This window comes from Termitidicoccus mucosus (genome assembly GCF_038725785.1).
GTDB lineage: Bacteria > Verrucomicrobiota > Verrucomicrobiia > Opitutales > Opitutaceae > Termitidicoccus > Termitidicoccus mucosus.
This window is the reverse complement of sequence record NZ_CP109796.1, coordinates 3,764,973-3,781,252: the sequence shown is the minus strand read 5'-3', so window position 1 is coordinate 3,781,252 and position 16,280 is coordinate 3,764,973. Positions and strand designations below refer to the sequence as shown.

At 65.9% G+C, this 16,280-nt stretch carries 14 protein-coding genes; 7 read left to right on the top strand and 7 right to left on the bottom strand.

Annotated elements, in window-relative coordinates; translation table 11 throughout:
* Window positions 1–295: 295 nt before the first annotated feature.
* From OH491_RS13150 to OH491_RS13140, 3 genes are all read right to left on the bottom strand, one after another.
* Window positions 296–1,234 (bottom strand): DUF362 domain-containing protein, encoded by a 939-nt coding sequence (locus OH491_RS13150; RefSeq protein WP_068770858.1) that lies wholly within the window; start codon window positions 1,232–1,234, stop codon window positions 296–298.
* A gap of 162 nt (window positions 1,235–1,396) precedes the next feature.
* A complete protein-coding gene (locus tag OH491_RS13145) occupies window positions 1,397–1,807 on the bottom strand; it encodes a phosphoribosyltransferase (RefSeq protein WP_068770859.1) in 411 nt (136 codons plus the stop codon).
* A 17-nt stretch (window positions 1,808–1,824) separates the two neighbouring features.
* Window positions 1,825–2,370 carry an ECF transporter S component gene (locus OH491_RS13140; protein WP_068770860.1) on the bottom strand — a complete coding sequence of 182 codons (546 nt, stop codon included), beginning with the start codon at window positions 2,368–2,370 and terminating at the stop codon, window positions 1,825–1,827.
* 176 nt (window positions 2,371–2,546) lie between these two features.
* Here OH491_RS13140 and OH491_RS13135 point away from each other — a divergent pair, with 176 nt between their 5' ends.
* Window positions 2,547–3,698: an LptF/LptG family permease gene (locus OH491_RS13135; RefSeq protein ID WP_334319393.1), complete on the top strand. Its 1,152-nt coding sequence runs from the start codon at window positions 2,547–2,549 to the stop codon at window positions 3,696–3,698.
* 230 nt (window positions 3,699–3,928) lie between these two features.
* Here the strand turns inward: OH491_RS13135 and OH491_RS13130 are convergent, their stop codons facing one another.
* Entirely contained in the window at window positions 3,929–4,588 is a 660-nt protein-coding gene (locus OH491_RS13130) for a LysE family translocator (protein ID WP_342751054.1), read from the bottom strand.
* A 150-nt stretch (window positions 4,589–4,738) separates the two neighbouring features.
* Here OH491_RS13130 and OH491_RS13125 point away from each other — a divergent pair, with 150 nt between their 5' ends.
* The 6 genes from OH491_RS13125 to OH491_RS13100 all read left to right on the top strand — a co-directional run bounded on the left by OH491_RS13125 (window position 4,739) and on the right by OH491_RS13100 (window position 13,137).
* Window positions 4,739–5,794, top strand: a complete 1,056-nt coding sequence (locus OH491_RS13125) for a 3-deoxy-7-phosphoheptulonate synthase (protein WP_068770861.1) — start codon at window positions 4,739–4,741, stop codon at window positions 5,792–5,794.
* A 257-nt stretch (window positions 5,795–6,051) separates the two neighbouring features.
* Window positions 6,052–6,900, top strand: a complete 849-nt coding sequence (locus OH491_RS13120; protein ID WP_068770862.1) for a glycosyltransferase — start codon at window positions 6,052–6,054, stop codon at window positions 6,898–6,900.
* Window positions 6,897–7,817 (top strand): glycosyltransferase family 8 protein, encoded by a 921-nt coding sequence (locus tag OH491_RS13115; protein WP_068770863.1) that lies wholly within the window; start codon window positions 6,897–6,899, stop codon window positions 7,815–7,817. The genes OH491_RS13120 and OH491_RS13115 overlap by 4 nt, the downstream gene beginning before the upstream one ends.
* Window positions 7,818–7,926: 109 nt before the next feature.
* Complete coding sequence (locus OH491_RS13110; RefSeq protein ID WP_068770864.1) at window positions 7,927–9,297, top strand: DUF3300 domain-containing protein; 1,371 nt, start codon at window positions 7,927–7,929, stop codon at window positions 9,295–9,297.
* A gap of 130 nt (window positions 9,298–9,427) precedes the next feature.
* Window positions 9,428–10,138, top strand: coding sequence for a YceH family protein (locus tag OH491_RS13105; RefSeq protein WP_342751090.1), 711 nt, complete (start codon window positions 9,428–9,430; stop codon window positions 10,136–10,138).
* Between the two features lie 293 nt (window positions 10,139–10,431).
* Complete coding sequence (locus OH491_RS13100; protein ID WP_334319395.1) at window positions 10,432–13,137, top strand: glycosyl hydrolase; 2,706 nt, start codon at window positions 10,432–10,434, stop codon at window positions 13,135–13,137.
* Between the two features lie 183 nt (window positions 13,138–13,320).
* Here OH491_RS13100 and OH491_RS13095 read toward each other — a convergent pair whose 3' ends face one another.
* The 3 genes from OH491_RS13095 to gpmI form a co-directional block, all read right to left on the bottom strand.
* Window positions 13,321–14,043, bottom strand: coding sequence for a pirin family protein (locus OH491_RS13095; RefSeq protein ID WP_068770866.1), 723 nt, complete (start codon window positions 14,041–14,043; stop codon window positions 13,321–13,323).
* A gap of 16 nt (window positions 14,044–14,059) precedes the next feature.
* Window positions 14,060–14,281, bottom strand: a complete 222-nt coding sequence (locus tag OH491_RS13090) for a (4Fe-4S)-binding protein (RefSeq protein WP_068770867.1) — start codon at window positions 14,279–14,281, stop codon at window positions 14,060–14,062.
* A gap of 303 nt (window positions 14,282–14,584) precedes the next feature.
* Window positions 14,585–16,177, bottom strand: a complete 1,593-nt coding sequence (gene gpmI, locus OH491_RS13085) for a 2,3-bisphosphoglycerate-independent phosphoglycerate mutase (protein WP_068770868.1) — start codon at window positions 16,175–16,177, stop codon at window positions 14,585–14,587.
* Window positions 16,178–16,280 lie beyond the last annotated feature (103 nt).

The window sequence follows — 16,280 nt, the reverse complement described above, 5'->3', positions numbered from 1 at the left end:
GGCGGAATCAGTGGCAAAATTTCAAATCTCGAAATCCCTTCCGCGCGAAGCGAGAAGCCTGACAATCCCAAAAAAATTCCGAATCCCGGAATATCCAAATCTCAAAAAAGTCAGCGCCGATGCCGGTGCTGGCGAACCACCGGGCGGTGACATGTTTCGACGGGTGGCAATGGACGGCGACCGGGCTCGACAAAGAATGTGCCGCTCCGGTGCCGGTGTTGTTTTTGGAATTTCGGATTTTGAGATTTGGGATTTTTTTTGGATTTGGGTTTTCGAGATTTGGGATTTTCAAACGTTAGGCGGCGAGCTTGATGCGCTGGATGTCGACTTTGCTCAATTCGCCGACGCCGAGGCCGGCGGCGGCGCCCAAGCGGACGTGTTCGATGCCGGTTTCCGCGTGACCGAGGATTTTCGAGGCGGCGGCGTCGATGGCGACGATGTCGGTCGAGGCGAGGAGCGTGCGCGTGTGGATGAGATCCTCGGCGCTCTTGCCGCGCGGGCCGTTGCGCATCATCGGGGCGTAGGCGTCGAGGACATTGAGCGCGGGGCGCTTGAAGCGCACGAAATCGGTGATGCACTGGTGCAGGTTGTTGCGGTGGAAAAAGCCGCGGTCCCAGATGGCGCCCATGAGGTTTTTCATGCAGGCGGTCATGGTCGCGCCGCCGTGGTGCTTGAGCACGGGGGCGTTGATGAACACGTCGCTGTCGAGGATGAGCGAGTGGACGCGCACGGTTTTGAGTTTTTCCCCGCCGGGGACTTCGACCTCGCGGTAGTAGGATTCGTCGTGGCCGGGAACCATTTTCCCGCCGGCATCCTTCACGGCCTGGGCGATGCCGCTGTGGTCGTAGGCGCGCTCCCAGGCGTCGCAGGTGTGGTCGAAGACGGACACGCTGGAGGCCCCGGCGGCGAGACAGAGCTCGATGAGGCGGCGGACGATGTCGGGGTGGGTGTTGGCGGAGCGTTCGGGGACGACGTCCCAGCCGATGTTGGGCTTGATGACGACGGTCTGGCCGGGGCGCACGAAGGCGGACATGCCGCCGAGTTCGTTGATGGCGCGGTCGAGCATGACGGTGCGGTCGCCGTCGCGGATGGCGACGAGCTTCGGAGCGCCGGCTTTTGCGGCGGGCGCGTCGTCGGCGCGGGCGGCGGTGGAGAAGAGGCCGCCCAGATCGGCGAGCGAGAAGGCGGCGCCGACGGCGAAGCCTTTTTTGAGAAAATCACGACGGGTGTTCATAAAGGATGGGAGCTGGTTGCAAACCGCCAAGGGCGCGAAGGGTGCGAAGAAAAAGGAGGAGTTGGTTCGTGAGCGAAATGGGGAGCGGAAAAACTGGCTGTGGTTATCCTTCGCGCTCTTCGTGTCCTTCGCGGTTTATGCTTGCTGATTGGTCATATGATTTCAGAGCCGCCAGGGCATGCGGAAGCAGTCCTCGTCGTAGAGGGCGTAGTCGGCGGCGCCGTTGATGGCGAAGGTGCGGATGAGGGCGGCGGCGGAGAGAACCTGCTTCGCGAAGACGATGGTCGTGCCGGACTTGATGCGGTCGTCGGCCAGCAGGAGGCGTTTGCCGGCGAAGTCGAAATCAGGCTCGCGGAGGAGGCGCGGGGCGGGGCCGCGCGGGGTGTTGTCGGGGGCGCGCCAGTTGATGCGAAGCACGTTGACCTCGAGGCCGAGGCGTTCGTGGAGGAGCGCGGCGGGGAGAAGGCCGCCGTTGGCGATGGCGACGATCATGTCGAACTCCTCCGGGATCGCGAGGACGCGCAGGCGGGCGATGATGTCCGCGAAGGTTTTTTGGTCGGCGGCGACTGTCATGGCCGGCTCCCCGTCATTTACGAGCGGGCGGAGGGGAACGGAAGCTGTCTCGCAAGCAGCCGCAGCACGATGAGGCCGCCGATGACCTGGAGCAGCATGCCGGGCCAGCCGATGCGGATGTCTTGAAGCGCCTTGGCGGGGCTGCCGGTCCATGCCCACTCGAAGAGGCCGCCGGCCACCTGGTAGGAGACGACGGCGAGCGCGAGCGCGGCGAGGGTGACGCCCAGACGGCGGGTGACGAGCGGCGCAAGCGCGGCGATGAGGAGGGATTTCGCCAGGATCACCGGCAGCATGGCGGCGGGCGGCATGCCGAAGAGGGCGTGGTTGAGCAGAGGCGAGGCGAGCGCGACGAGCACGCCGGCCTGCCAGCCGCAGCGGACGGCGGCGATGAGCGTGAAGAAATAAATCGGCAGGAGCGTTTTTCCTCCGAGCGGCGCGAGGTGGCTGAGTTGCGGCAGGGCAAGGTTGCCGATGACAAAAACGGCGCTCCAGAAGTAGAACGCCTTCTCACGCAGGGTAAGGGGGGCAAATATCGCGGGTGCGGCAGGGTTGGCTGTATTCATGGGTCGGGAAGTAAATTTCTTGGACGGGAGGCTAGGAATGACGCATGCGGGTGGCAAGGGGTGACATTTTCAGACAGTTTTTTGACTTGGCGCCCTGTCCATTTTTTGGGGATTGCCCGATGGGTGTTGAGTGAAGGCTCGGGGCGGCGGGTGCACGATTTCGTTTTTTTTGGGTTTTGCCAACCATCACCGTGCTCCTTTTATCGGGCGAGTTGAACACGATTGACCGGCACATCTTACGCGAATGGCTCACCATCTTTGCCTTGGTGCTGGCCGCCACGGTCGGACTGCTGCTCATCCAGGCGATGTATTCGGATTTTCGCGACCTGCAAAACATGGGCGCGGGTCTCGGGGACATGGCGTATTATTTCATCATCACCATCCCGAGTTTCCTTTCGTTTGTGCTGCCCGTCATCGTGCTGGTCTCGCTGCTTTATGCGCTCGGGCAGCTCCACCGCAGCAACGAAATCACCGCCATGCGCGCGGCTGGGCTGGGCATCTTCCGCATCACGCGCGCCATCTGGCTCGCAGGGCTGGTGTTGTGCGGCGTCATGTGGGGGCTCAACGCCAGCGTGGTGCCGTGGTCGGTGGAGGCCTCGCGGTCGTTGCTGGAACAGATGGGGTTCAAGCACGAGGCCGCGCAGGCGCAGGAGGCGTCGGCGGTGGGCGTGACGCGCACGGTCACGTTCGACAACCAGCAGGCGGGCCGGCTTTGGTTCATCAACCGTTACAGCCGGTTCGCGCAGCGGGCCTATGGCGTGAGCGTGTCGGAGCTCACGCTGAAGCGGCAGGAAAAAATCCGTTTTTACGCCGAGGAGGCGCGTTACGACCAGGAGCGCGGCTGCTGGGTTTTTCTGCGCGGGCGCGAAACATGGTTCGATCTCGAAACGGGCCATGAGACGCGGGTGGTGAATTTCGACGAGCGCGTCATGTCCTATTACACCGAGGATCCCGCGCTCATGCTCGTGTTTGACGTGAAGCCGAATGACCTTTCGTTTTTCGAGCTGCGGCGCATCATCGAGTATTTCCAGAGCGACGACAACCCGAAGCTCACGATCTACCTGATCCGCTATTACGAGGTGCTCGCGAGCACGCTCGGGCCGCTGATCGTGATCGCGATCGCGATTCCGTTTGCGGTGTCCGGCGTGCGCGTGAATCCGGCCGTGGGCGTGTCGAAATCGCTGGGGTTGTTCCTGCTTTATTTCGTGCTGATGAAATTCGCCACCGCGCTCGGCGTGCGCGGCACGCTCGACCCGCTCGTCGCGGCCTGCGTGCCCAGCGCCGCGATGATCCTCATCGGCGCCTGGTTTTTCGCCCGGATGCGCTGATTTTTTATCTTTCTCTTTATTCTTTATCTTTCCTCTTTCTCTTCCCTGTTCCCTGTTCCCTGTTCCCTGTTCCCTGTTCCCTGTTCCTGTTCCTGTTCCCTGTTCCCTGTTCCCTGTTCCTGACGAAAGAGAAAGAGGAAAGATAAAGAATAAAGAGAAAGAGGCGGGGTGTTTTGAATTATCCCCCCTCGCCCCTGCCTGACTTGTGGAAAAACGCGCCCCGCGCGCGCTCACCACGCGCCGCGCGCCGCCTCCCAGATCACGAAGGCGGCGAAACCGATCAGCACCACGCCGAACACCCGGGGCAGCCAGCGTTGCGCCCGCGCGAGCCGCGAGGCCACCGGGGGCGACAGCAGCGCCGCGGTGATGAGCGACCACATGATCGCGCCGTGCAGTACCACGATCACCGGGACCGCCACGCGCCATTGCCACGGCGCGCCCGCCGGCAGGAATTGCGAGAAAATGCTCACGAAGAAGATGAACACCTTCACGTTGGTGGCGTTGCACAAAAAGCCTTCCATGAACCCCGCCATCGCCTGCCTGCGTTCGTCCGGGCCGTCCTGCGGCGTCGCGCCGCCGACCGCGGTCGCGCGGGCCGCCGCTTGAATGGCCGCGGGCGGAACGGGGGCCGGACGCGAGAGCAGCGCGCGCAGCCCGAGCCAGATCAGCACGCCTGCGCCCGCGAGCTGGATGCAGCGCAGCACGACCGGCGGGGCGACCGCCAGTCCGAGCGAGAGCGCGACCACCTGCATGGTGAGGCCGACCGCGATGCCGATGCCGGTCGCAAACGCGCGCGAGCGCGAGCCGCTCATGCTGTTTTTCAGCACGAGAAAAAAGTCCGGGCCGGGACTCACCAGCCCGACGGTCAGGATTCCGAGCAGGGTTGCCACTTGTGGAAACATGGAGCGCCGATCCAAGCAAAACCCGCCCGGGCTGTCGAAAGAGAATTTGGCGGCGGTGGCGCGGCGAGCGGCGGGCAGGGCGCTGCCGCACCGCGCGCTTGCACGCCACCCGCACTGTGCCAGTCTGGCCGGTCTGCCATGCAAAAGACCTCCGACATCAATGTGGTGGAGACACGCCGTCTCCCCTCGCCCGCCGAGTTGCTCGCCGCCGAGCCGAAGACCGAGGCGCAGGCCGAGTTTATCGCCCGCACCCGCGAGGAAATCCAGCGCCTGCTCTTCTCGGCGGACAAACGTTTCCTGCTCATTGTCGGGCCCTGCTCCATCCATGACACCGCCGCCGGCGCCGAATACGCCCGCCGCCTCGCCGCGCTCGCCCGCGAAGTCGCCGACCGCGTGCTGATCGTGATGCGCGTGTATTTTGAAAAACCCCGCACGGCCATCGGCTGGAAGGGGCTCATCATGGATCCGAGGCTCGACGGCTCGCATGACATCGCCGCCGGCCTGCTCGCCGCGCGCCGTTTCCTGCGCGAGGTGCTCGACCTCGGCCTGCCGACCGCGACCGAGCTGCTCGATCCCATCACGCCGCAATACATCGCCGACCTCATCTGCTGGTCGGCCATCGGCGCGCGCACCACCGAGTCGCAAACGCATCGTCAGATGGCCTCGGGCCTTTCCATGCCGCTCGGCTTCAAAAACAGCACCGACGGCACGCTCGCCGCCGCCATCAACGCCATCAAGGCCGGCTCCCAGCCCCAGACTTTCCTCGGCATCGACACCGATGGCCGCGCCTCGGCCATCGTCACGCGCGGCAACCCCTACTGCCACATCGTCCTGCGCGGCGGCGCGAAAGGCCCGAACTACTCCGCCGCCCACATCGCCGAGGCCGCCGCCGCGCTCGCGAAGGCCGGCCTGTCGCGCTCCATTCTCGTCGATTGCAGCCACGACAATTCCGCCAAGAAGCCCGAGCGCCAGGCCGAAGTGCTGCGCGAGATCACCCGCCAGCTCATCGCCGCCGACACCGCCGTCATGGGCGCGATGGTCGAGAGCAACCTGCTCCCGGGCAACCAGCCCTTCCCGCAGCCGAGGGAAAAACTCCGCTACGGCGTGTCCATCACCGACGGCTGCATCGGCTGGGAGACGACCGAGTCGCTCATCCGCGAACTCCACGCCGCCCTCGCCCCGCGCTTCGCGTGAACGCGTGGCGCAGGCAGGAACATAGCCGCGTCGCCTGGCCGCATCCGTAGCTTTGCTGGCGTTGCTTCCTGCCGCGCCCCGCGCCTGCCTCTTCCCGTCCCGGCGAAATCATAAACAAAACGAGAAAATTCCCCGCCGCGCCGGACTCCGTCCGCCCCAACTTCGCCCAATCATTTGAGCATTGGCGTGATGGATGCTATAATCCGTCACGCAATCGCGCCGTCGCGCCCTCCAGCCCGCCGCGGCCTTCGCGCGCCATGCCGACTCGCTCGATCCTCATCAACAACCACAACTACGCGCCCTTCCTTCGCGCGTGCATCGACTCCGCCTTGGCGCAAGTCCGCCCCGGCGACGAAATCGTCGTATACGACGACGGCAGCACCGACGACAGTCGCGCCATCCTCGCCTCCTATGGCGGCCGCATCCGCGCCGTCCTCGCGCCGAAGTTCGCCGGCTCCAACCGCGCCGCCCTCATCAACGCCATCAATCAGGGCCACCGCCACAGCCGCCCCGACACCGATCTCGTTTTCCTCCTCGACAGCGACGACGCCTTTCTGCCCGGCAAACTCGACGCCTACGGGCGCGCCTTCGCCGCCGATCCCGGCGTCATGCTCGTGCAGGCTCCGCTGGCCCGCATCGACGCGGATGGGCGCTCCCTCGGCGTCATCCGCCACGAGTGGACGCACGGCGTCGCCATCGAGCGCCAGATACGCCGCCTCCACGATCTCGATTTTTTCTATCCGACCAGCGCCCTCGCCATGCGCCGCGAACTTCTGGCAAAAATCATGCCGCTCGATCTCGCGGCCTATCCGCACATGAGCCCGGACATCGCCTTTTGCATCAACGCCGTCCTGCGCGGGCGAGCCGTCACGCTCGACGATCCCTGGACGCTCTATCGCCAGCACGGCGTCAACATGAGCCAGCGTTTCTCGAAGCCCTTTCACCGCTACCGTTTCGACCGCGAAATCAACCGTTACTACAACCGGCTCGCCCGCAGGTTGAACCGTCCCCGCCTGCACCTCTGGCGAAACCCCAGATTCCTCCGGCGCACCACCCGTCACGTGCTCGAACTCGTGCGCTCCAGGTTTTTCCACGCCCACGCATGACCGCACCACTCTCTTTTCTCACCTCGGGCGACGCAGGCGTCACCTGGGGGCTCATCGCCGCCGTCGGCTCGCTCGTCGAGGTTCTTCCCGCCGGCACCCCGTTCAATCTCACCGTCCTCGACGGCGGTTTCCCGGCGCACGTCTGCGCGCGCCTCGCCGACCATGCCTCCCGCCGGCATGGCTCCGCCGCGCGCCTCCAGTTTGTCCCGTTTCGCTGGCCGCCTCACTGCCGCGCCCCCGCGCTCGAAGGCAGCCTCCTGACCTACGCCCGCCTCTTTGTCGCCGACCACATCGAGGACGATTTCTGCGTCTATTTCGACACCGACATCGTTTTTCTGGAAAATCCCGCGCCGCTTCTCGACACCGCCCGCGCCCAACCCGTCCACCCGGTCTGGGCCGCGCCCAATTATCCCGACGCGCGCTTCCAGCACCAGATCGGCCGCCAGTCCGCGGTGCTCGCCGCGGGCACCACGCCCGACGAGCTTTATTTCAACGCCGGTTTCCTCGTCATCAATATCGCCGAATGGCGCCGCCGCGGCGCGCTGCACACCTGCCTCGCCCTGGCCGAGCAGCACCAGTTCATTTCTCACGATCAGGATGCGCTGAACGTTTTTTTCCGCCGCGAATGGGCGCGGCTTCCCTCGCGCTGGAACCATCAGCTCTACGAGCGCCACGACATCCCGGCCGACGCCGCGCTGCTGCATTATTCCGGACGCAACAAACCCTGGCATTGCGGCTACCCCGCCGCTGCGCGCCAGCCCTTTGTGGACGCCCTGGCCGTCGCCGGCTGGCCCGGCTGGCGCGCGAAACTCAACGTCCGCCAATACTTGCGGAACTCGCCCCTGCGCCCGCTGCTCGCCCGCACCCGCTATTCCCTGCGCAAGGCGGTGGGATTGTCCGGCACGAAACCTCGATAATCCTCCAGACGCCGGTGCCGTCCCTTGCGGCCAAAAACGCAAACTTCCCGCATCTTTTCCGGGGAAATGGAGTCCTTCATGGAAAGAAACGCCCAAAATCATCCTCCCCATGAAAACGATCACCTTCCTTTTTCTGGGCCTGGGCATCCTCCTCGCAGGTGCCATGCGGGCCGACCCATCTCCCGCCGCCGCCGAGACCGCCCGGCTTGACGCTTCCGCCCTCGACACGCTTGCCGGTCCCGTCGCGTTGTATCCCGACACGCTCCTCGCCGTCATCCTGCCCGCGTCCACCAATCCCGCCGACATCGTGCTTGCCGCGCGTTACCTCGAGAACGGCGGCGACGCCGCGCAAATCGACAACCAGCCTTGGGACGCCAGCGTGCGCGCCCTCGCGCATTATCCGGACGTGCTGCGCTGGATGGACGAAAACCTCGCCTGGACGCAGCAACTCGGCGCCGCCGTCATCGCCCAGCCCGAAGACGTGATGGCCGCCGTCCAGCGGCTTCGCGGCCAGGCCCAGTCCGTCGGCAACCTCCCGAGCAACGAGCAGCTCACCGTGGTCAACGAGGGCGACTACATCCGCATCATCCCCACGCGCACCGAGGTGGTTTATGTGCCCTATTACGACCCCGCCGTCGTTTATGTGAGCCGGGTGCGCTACTACTATGGCCCCGCCTGGCCCTGCGGCCCGTGGCTTTCCTACGATTGCAACTGGATCGGCCGCAGCATCTGGATCGGCGCGTGGTCGCCCTCATGGTATTACCGCCCCGCGTGGCGTTACGGGCCGCCCCCGCCGCCGCATCTGAAATACCGGCACACTTGGCGGCCCAATCCGCACCGCCCGCCGCCGCCTCACCGTCCGCCCGGCCCGGTCATCCATCCGCGCCCGCCCCGCGGCAACCCGGACTGGGCGCACGCCAATCCGCCGCACCGCCATCCGCGTCCGCCGAATTACCAGCGTCCGTCCGACCAGCGCCCGACCAATCCTCCGCCCGGGCGCAATCCCGGCAGCCGTCCGCCGCCGCGCCACCAGTCATTCGACCGGCAGGAAACCGCCAGCAACATCACCACGACGCACTTCAACCGGCACACGACGACCCGCACGCACTACGACGGGCCGGCCGGCTTCGACAATCGCGCGACCGCGCCGACCGGCCATCCGCGAATCCATGGGCGCCAGTCCGCCGCCACCATGACCGACAGGCGCGCCGCAAACACGACCGTCCCGCGCCAGGTTCAGCGCACCTCGCCATCGCCCCTCCAGCAGCAGGCCGTCCGGCCATCCCGGCAGCAGCCCCGTCCGTCCGTGCAGCCCGCTCCGTCGCAACAGGCGCGTCCGTCCCAGCCGCCGGCGCGCACCCAGCCGCGGGCAGTCGCGCCGGGCCGCTCATCGGAAAGACAGGACAAGGCGACGGCATCCCCGCGTTCGTCGTCCTCCCGCGATTCCTCGCGCCAGCAAACCCGCCCCGGCCGGTCTTGAAAATGGGCGGTGGCGCCTCGCGGGCCGCCTGCCGTCGCTCCCTCTGCGCTTGCGGCCTGCGTTTGTCCGCGATGAAGATCGCCGCATGAACGCCGACCCGCTTTCCCCCGACTCGATTCCCGCCTCCGCCATGTCCGCGTCTCCCGACGATGCCGGCGCATCCGCATCCGCGTCCGCCGCGCCGGCCGGGCTGCTGCTCTCCGCGCTCGAGGCGCGCGTGCTTGGCTGCCTGATCGAGAAGGAACTGGCCACGCCCGACGTTTACCCGCTCTCGCTCAACGCCCTGGTCAACGCCTGCAACCAGCGCAACAACCGCGCGCCGGTCATCGAGGCCTCGGCGGGCGAGGTCGAGCTGGCGCTCGACGGCTTGCGGCAGAAGCAGCTCGCCACGCTTTTCGCCGGCGCGGATGCCCGCGTGCCGAAATACAAGCAGACGCTCGATCTGGTCTGGCCGGTCGAGTCCGTCGCGCGCGTGTTGCTGGCGGAACTCTTGCTGCGCGGCCCGCAAACGACCGCGGAGCTGCGCGCCCGCGCCGAGCGCATGCACGCGATGCCGGATGCGGGCGAGATTGAGCAGATTCTCGCCGATCTGGCCGTGCGCCCGTCGGGATCGCTCACACGAAAACTCGCGCGGCAGACCGGACAGAAAGAGGCGCGCTGGGCGCAGCTTCTCACCGGCGAACCGTCCGCCGCCGACATCGGAGGCGCGGTTCCGGCCCCCGTCACCGTGACGATGACGCTCCCGCCCGAGGTCGCGCAGCGCCTCGATGCGCTCGAAGCGGAGGTCGCGCAGTTGCGCGGCGAGCTGGCAGCCCTGCGCAAGGCCTTGGGAGACGCCTAGCAACTTAAATAATGTCGTAACTAGATAAGGCACACCGGCTTTCCCGGAAATGCAACCTATTAGGTTGCATCCCGCCGTGCCCTGACCGCCAAACGCCGCGGCTGCTCTTTTGCCTCGGTTCGCGCGCGTGTCAGGCAAATTGCTTGCGATGGCGAACCAAGGGCGCGTTTTGCTGACCAATGCAGCCCGGGCCATCCGCCCGTTGACTGTCAATATGGCCGCGTCTTGAATGACGCATTTGTGGTTACAGTGTGAACATTCCTTCCAACCCCCGACTTCCCATGTCAGCGCACATGACCCGATCCTCATTCACCCTCGTCCTGGCGATGTTGCAGGCGGTATCCTTTTTTTCGATACACGCAGACGACGAGCCTCGCCCTTCGGACGCCGCTCCGCAGTCCGGCGGCGACACCGCGCAGCCGCCCGCGTGGCCCGAAACCACCCGCGTGACGCGGCCGTGGACGCGCTGGTGGTGGCCGGGCAGCGCGGTGGACGAGGCCAACCTCACGCGCGAGCTGGCCGCATTTGCCGGCGCGGGCCTCGGCGGCGTGGAGATCACGCCCATCTACGGCGCGCGGGGGTTTGAGCGCCGCTACATCGCCTTTCTCTCCCCGCGTTATATCGAGGTGCTGCGCCACACCGCCGCCGAGGCCGCCCGGCTCGGGCTCGGCGTGGACATGGCGACGGGCACCGGCTGGCCTTTCGGCGGCCCGCAAGTCCGCCCGGAGGACGCCGAGCTCGCCATCGAAATCACGGACGGAAAATTCACGCCGAAGCCGACGGACTTTCGCGTGAAACGCTCCGCGCCGGGCGGCGCGGGCCCCGTGCTCAATCCCTATTCGACCGCCGCGCTCGCGCATTACCTCGAACCGTTCACCGCCGCGCTCAAGCAGCTCCCGCCCGGCGCCATCCGCGCGCAGTTCCACGATTCGTTCGAATATAAGGCCAACTGGGCCGCGGAACTCCCCGACGCCTTCCGCAAACGGCATGGCTACGACCTCGCCGCTCACGCCGCGATGCTCGCCGCCGCGCCCGCCGCCGAAAGCGACGCCGACACGATCGCGCGCATCAAGTCCGATTACCGCGAGACGCTCGCCGCCCTGCACATGGACTACGTCCGCGCCTGGCACACGTGGACGCGCTCGGTCGGCGGCATCAGCCGCGAGCAGGCGCACGGCGCGCCCGCCAATCTTCTCGACCTCTACGCGCTCTCCGACATCCCCGAGACGGAGATTTTCGGCTCCACCGATTTCCCGATTCCGTTCTACCGCAATCCGCCGGAGGAGCGCAGCCGCGAGGTGCCGCAACCGCTCGTCAACCAGCTCGCCTCGTCCGCCGCGCACGTGGCCGGGAAAAAACTCGCCTCGTCCGAGGCCTTCACGTGGGCGCGCGAGCATTTCCACGAGGCGCCCTCCGGGCTCAAGCCCGAGCTTGACCAGCTTTTCCTCACCGGGATCAACCACATCTTTTACCACGGCTCGTGCTTCAGCCCCGCCGACGCGCCCTGGCCTGGCTGGCTCTTCTACGCCTCCACCCAATACAACCCGCGCAATCCGCTCTGGCACGAATTCGCCGCGCTCAACGCCTACATCACCCGCGTCCAGTCCTTCCTCCAGGCCGGCCGGCCCGACAACGGCATCCTCCTCTACTGGCCGGTTTACGACCTCTGGCACGACCCGAAAGGCTGGAACCGCAACCTCGGCATGCACGGCCACGACTGGCTCACCGAGGCGCCGGCCGGCCGGCTCGCGCAGGCGCTGATCGACCGCGGATACACGTTTGATTTCGTATCCGACGAACAACTACGCACCACGGCCTGCGTTCCCAGGAGCAGCAGGCTGAGGACCATCGGGACCGCCGAATACCAGGCCGTCCTCGTGCCCCGGACCGGCCACATGCCCGCCGCCACGCTCCGCCGCCTGCTCGACCTCGCGAGCCAGGGCGCGCGGATTCTCTTCTTCGACGCCATGCCCGCCGACGTGCCCGGTTTCGCCCGGCTCGAAAGCCGCCGCGCCGAGTTTGCGGAACAACTCGCGCGCATCGAGCTCCCGCCGCCCGGCACCGCCGTGCGCGCCGCGATGCTCGGCAAGGGCAACGTCTATGTCGGCGACGATCTCGACACGCTTCTCGGCCTCGTGCCCGTCGCCCGCGAGACCATCGCCGACAGCGGCTTGCGCTTCGTCCGGCGCGCGCTGCCCGACGGCCACATCTGGTTCATCGCCAATCTCACGGACAAGCCCTACTCCGACGCCGCCCCGCTCGTCACCGAGGATGCCGCCGCCGCGCTCTACGACCCGCTTTCCGGCGTGTCCGGCATGGCCCGCTATTCCGCCGCCCGCGCCGATTCCGATGCCGGCACGCCCGCCACGCTTTCCGTCGGCCTGCAACTCGCGCCCGGCCAGTCCATCATCGTCCGCACCTACGCGGGCGAGGCCGTCCCGGAAAATGCCGCGTCATGGACCTATTCCGCCCCCGTGGGCGAGCCCGCCGCCCTCGGCGGCAGGTGGACGGTCACCTTTGCGAGCGGCGGCCCGCAGCTTCCGCCGCCCTTCAAAACCGCCGCGCTCACCTCTTGGACCGACCAGGGCGGCGAGGCCGGGCGTTTCGCCGGCATGGCGCGCTACGAACTCGATTTCGAGCTGCCGGCCGCGCCCGAGGGCGCGGAGGTCGAGGACTGGTGGCTCGACCTCGGCGACGTGCGCGAGACCGCGCGCGTGCTCGTCAACGGCCGCGATGTCGGCCTGCTCTGGTGCCTGCCCTTCCGCGCGCGCATCGGCCATTGCCTGCGTCCCGGCAAGAACCACCTCGCCATCGAGGTGACAAACCTCGCCGCGAACCGCATCCGCGACCTGGACCAGCGCGGCGTGGTCTGGAAAAATTTCCACGAAATCAATTTCGTCAACGCGCACTACAAGCCGCTCGACGCGGGCCTGTGGCCGCTTCAGCCCTCCGGCCTTCTCGGTCCCGTGACGCTCACGCCGCTGAAGGTGGAGCGGTGACAACCGGCGTTTTCAGGGCCCGGACCGGCAATGCCATCTCCGGGCAAAATCCATATTTCGGTAGGGCGAGGCGTCCCGCCGAGCCGTTGGCTGTTCGCGGCTCGGCGGGACGCCTCGCCCTACCATTAGATGATTCGAGAATGGTATGAAAAGCGGGGCGCATGCGCGCTTCGTCGCGAAAGTTCAGCCGGACGGATTTCCCGTCATCGGCACCTCGACCAGCAAAATCTGCGCGTCCGGCGACAGGGTTTTGAACGCCACCGCGTCCGTGCCGGTGATTCCAACCGCGTCGCGCCGCTCCAGCGCCTTTCCGTCGGCCTCGAACTTTCCCTCGATCACCATCGCAAAAAGTCCGTCGCCGCTCTTCTTCAATTTGTAATCAAACACCCGACCCTCGTCGAAAACGCCCATGTGGAACCAGGCGTCCTGATGCAACCACACGCCCGCGTCGCCCGCGCTTGGCGAGACAACCTGCGTCAGTTGGTTTTTCAACAAGTCCATTTTTTTCTGCTCGTAGCGTGGCGTGACATTTCGTTTGTTGGGGAAAATCCAGATCTGGAAAAAATTCACGTCCTCGTCCGTGCTCGCGTTAAACTCGCTGTGCGTAATCCCGCTCCCTGCGCTCATTACCTGGATCTCGCCCGCGCGAATCACGCCGCCGTTGCCCATGCTGTCCTTGTGCCGCAGGGCGCCGCGCAAGGGAATCGAGACAATCTCCATGTTGGCGTGCGGGTGCGTCCCGAAGCCCATGCCCGGCGCGACAATGTCGTCATTCACCACGCGCAGCACTCCGAATTGCACGCGCGCAGGGTCGTGATAACCCGCGAAACTGAACGTGTGGTGCGTGTCCAGCCAGCCATGGTTCGCATGCCCGCGCGTGTCGGCCAAAAACAGTTCCGTTTTCATCGGCATCCTTTCGTTGTCATGCCGCCTGTCTGCCGCCCGCGCGCCACGACAGGGCGCCTGACGGGCATTGGTCGATCTGCCGCTTGAGTTCCGCCGTCGTCGCCTTGTCCGGCCTGATCCACGGACGCTCCTGCGGCTTGTAAACTTCCGGCAGCGTCTTGGCGCAGACACCCGCGTGGGCGCATTTTTCCGGCTGCCAGACAATCGTGATTTCCCCGTTCGTATATTCCTTTGCCATGGTGATTTTGGGTTGAGGCTATGGAATGACGCAGCGCATGCGTCTTGTCCGTCGTGTAATATGCTTCACATGACGGTGTTGTCAAATGGGAACAGGACGGGGCGGCCGGCCCCGATTTGGGGAGCAGCCGGCAGCAATGCCGTTCTGCCGGAAATCTTTCCTCTTTCTCTTTTTCCGTCCCAAAAAGAGGGCCGGCGGGAGAAAGAGAAAGATAAAGAGGAAAGAAGAAAGAGCGGCTGACGTTACTTCCGGTTGCCCCCCAACTGGCCATGCACTCGCCCGGGAGTGCATGGAGCCTCGGAATCAACCGAGGATCAGGCTTTCGCCGGTCATCTCGGCGGGCTTGGGCAGCCCCATCAGCGCGAGGATCGTCGGGGCGAGGTCGCCGAGGCGGCCGCCCGCGCGCATCTTCGTTTTTCCGGCGGCGTATCCGTTTCCGAATACAAACACCTCCACGAGATTCAGAGTGTGCGCGGTGTGCGGGCCGTTCACGGACGGGTCCCACATCTGCTCGCAGTTGCCGTGGTCGGCGCAGACCACGGCGTGGCCGCCCATCTTTTCCACGGCGGCGAGCAGCGTGCCCACGCCGGCGTCGGTCGCCTCGACTGCCTTGATCGCGGCGGGCAGCGAGCCGGTGTGGCCGACCATGTCGGGGTTGGCGAAGTTCACCACGACGAGGCCGTATTTGCCGGAGAGGATCGCATCCTTCGTGAGGCGCGTGACCTCGGCGGCGGACATTTCCGGCTGCATGTCGTAGGTGGGGACTTTCGGGCTGGCGGGACACACGCGGTCCTCGCCGGGGAAGGGGTCCTTGCGATAGTTGTTGAAGAAAAAGGTGACGTGCGGGTTCTTCTCGGTCTCGGCGCAGCGGAATTGCGCGATGCCGGCGTCGGCCACGACCTGGCCGAGGATGTTTTTCAACTTTTCCGGCTTCGGCAGGATCACGTGCACGGGCAGGCCGGCCTCGTATTCGGCCATGGTGGCGTAGTAGAGGTCGAGTTTTTTGCCGCGGTCGAAACCGTCGAATCCGTCGATGACAAAGGCCTTGGTGATTTCGCGCGGGCGGTCGCCGCGGTAGTTGTAGAAAATGACGGCGTCGCCGTCGGCGATGGTGGCGAGCGGCTTGCCGTCGGCGCCGGTCACGGCGGTGGGCGTGACGAACTCGTCGCCCTTCTGCGTTTCGCCGAGCGGATGGTCGTAGTAGTGCTGCACGGCGGCCTCGGCGCTGGGCGCGGTGGCCGCGATGGCGCGGCCGGTGAGCAGGTTGTAGGCTTTGCTGACGCGCTCCCAGCGGTTGTCGCGGTCCATGGCCCAGAAGCGTCCGCACACGCTGGCGATTTTGCCGATGCCGATTTCGCGGCATTTCGCCTCGACCTGTTTCACGTAGCCGAGGCCGCTGTGCGGCGGCGTGTCGCGCCCGTCGGTGAAGGCGTGGATGAAGACTTGGTTCGCGCCGACGCCGTCGGCCTTGGCCTGGGCGAGGAGGCCGTAGAGGTGCTCCAGCATGCCGTGCACGCCGGCGTCGGAGACGATGCCCATGAGGTGGAGCCTGGCCGACGGGTTCTTTTTCACGCGCTCGACGGCGGCGCGCCAGACCGTGTTGGCGGCGAGGCGTTTTTCGGAGAAGAGCTTGTTGATGCGCACGAGTTCCTGGTCCACGATGCGGCCCGCGCCGATGTTTTCGTGGCCGACTTCGCTGTTGCCCATCACGCCGTCGGGCAGGCCGACATCGAGGCCGCTGGCCTTGACCAGCGCGAAGGGATACTTCGCGTGCAGCATGTCGTCGGCGGGATGCTTCGCCAGCTCGACGGCATTGAAGTCGTGTTGCTCGGGCCGGGGATTTTTGCCCCAGCCGTCGCGAATGATAAGGACAACGGGTTTGCGTGATGTGCTCATAAGGAGAGTGCGTGGCGGTTGCGCCGGTTAAACAAAAGTGAACGCCGAGCGTATGACACGCGCGGCTGTCAACTAAAGGCAAAACTCTTGGCGTAGTTTACGC

Coding starts and splice junctions, on each gene's coding strand:
- OH491_RS13150 (WP_068770858.1), bottom strand. CDS start 1,234: ATGAACACCCGTCGTGATTTTCTCAAAAAAGGCTTCGCCGTCGGCGCC.
- OH491_RS13145 (WP_068770859.1), bottom strand. CDS start 1,807: ATGACAGTCGCCGCCGACCAAAAAACCTTCGCGGACATCATCGCCCGC.
- OH491_RS13140 (WP_068770860.1), bottom strand. CDS start 2,370: ATGAATACAGCCAACCCTGCCGCACCCGCGATATTTGCCCCCCTTACC.
- OH491_RS13125 (WP_068770861.1), top strand. CDS start 4,739: ATGCAAAAGACCTCCGACATCAATGTGGTGGAGACACGCCGTCTCCCC.
- OH491_RS13120 (WP_068770862.1), top strand. CDS start 6,052: ATGCCGACTCGCTCGATCCTCATCAACAACCACAACTACGCGCCCTTC.
- OH491_RS13115 (WP_068770863.1), top strand. CDS start 6,897: ATGACCGCACCACTCTCTTTTCTCACCTCGGGCGACGCAGGCGTCACC.
- OH491_RS13110 (WP_068770864.1), top strand. CDS start 7,927: ATGAAAACGATCACCTTCCTTTTTCTGGGCCTGGGCATCCTCCTCGCA.
- OH491_RS13105 (WP_342751090.1), top strand. CDS start 9,428: ATGTCCGCGTCTCCCGACGATGCCGGCGCATCCGCATCCGCGTCCGCC.
- OH491_RS13100 (WP_334319395.1), top strand. CDS start 10,432: ATGACCCGATCCTCATTCACCCTCGTCCTGGCGATGTTGCAGGCGGTA.
- OH491_RS13095 (WP_068770866.1), bottom strand. CDS start 14,043: ATGAAAACGGAACTGTTTTTGGCCGACACGCGCGGGCATGCGAACCAT.
- OH491_RS13090 (WP_068770867.1), bottom strand. CDS start 14,281: ATGGCAAAGGAATATACGAACGGGGAAATCACGATTGTCTGGCAGCCG.
- gpmI (WP_068770868.1), bottom strand. CDS start 16,177: ATGAGCACATCACGCAAACCCGTTGTCCTTATCATTCGCGACGGCTGG.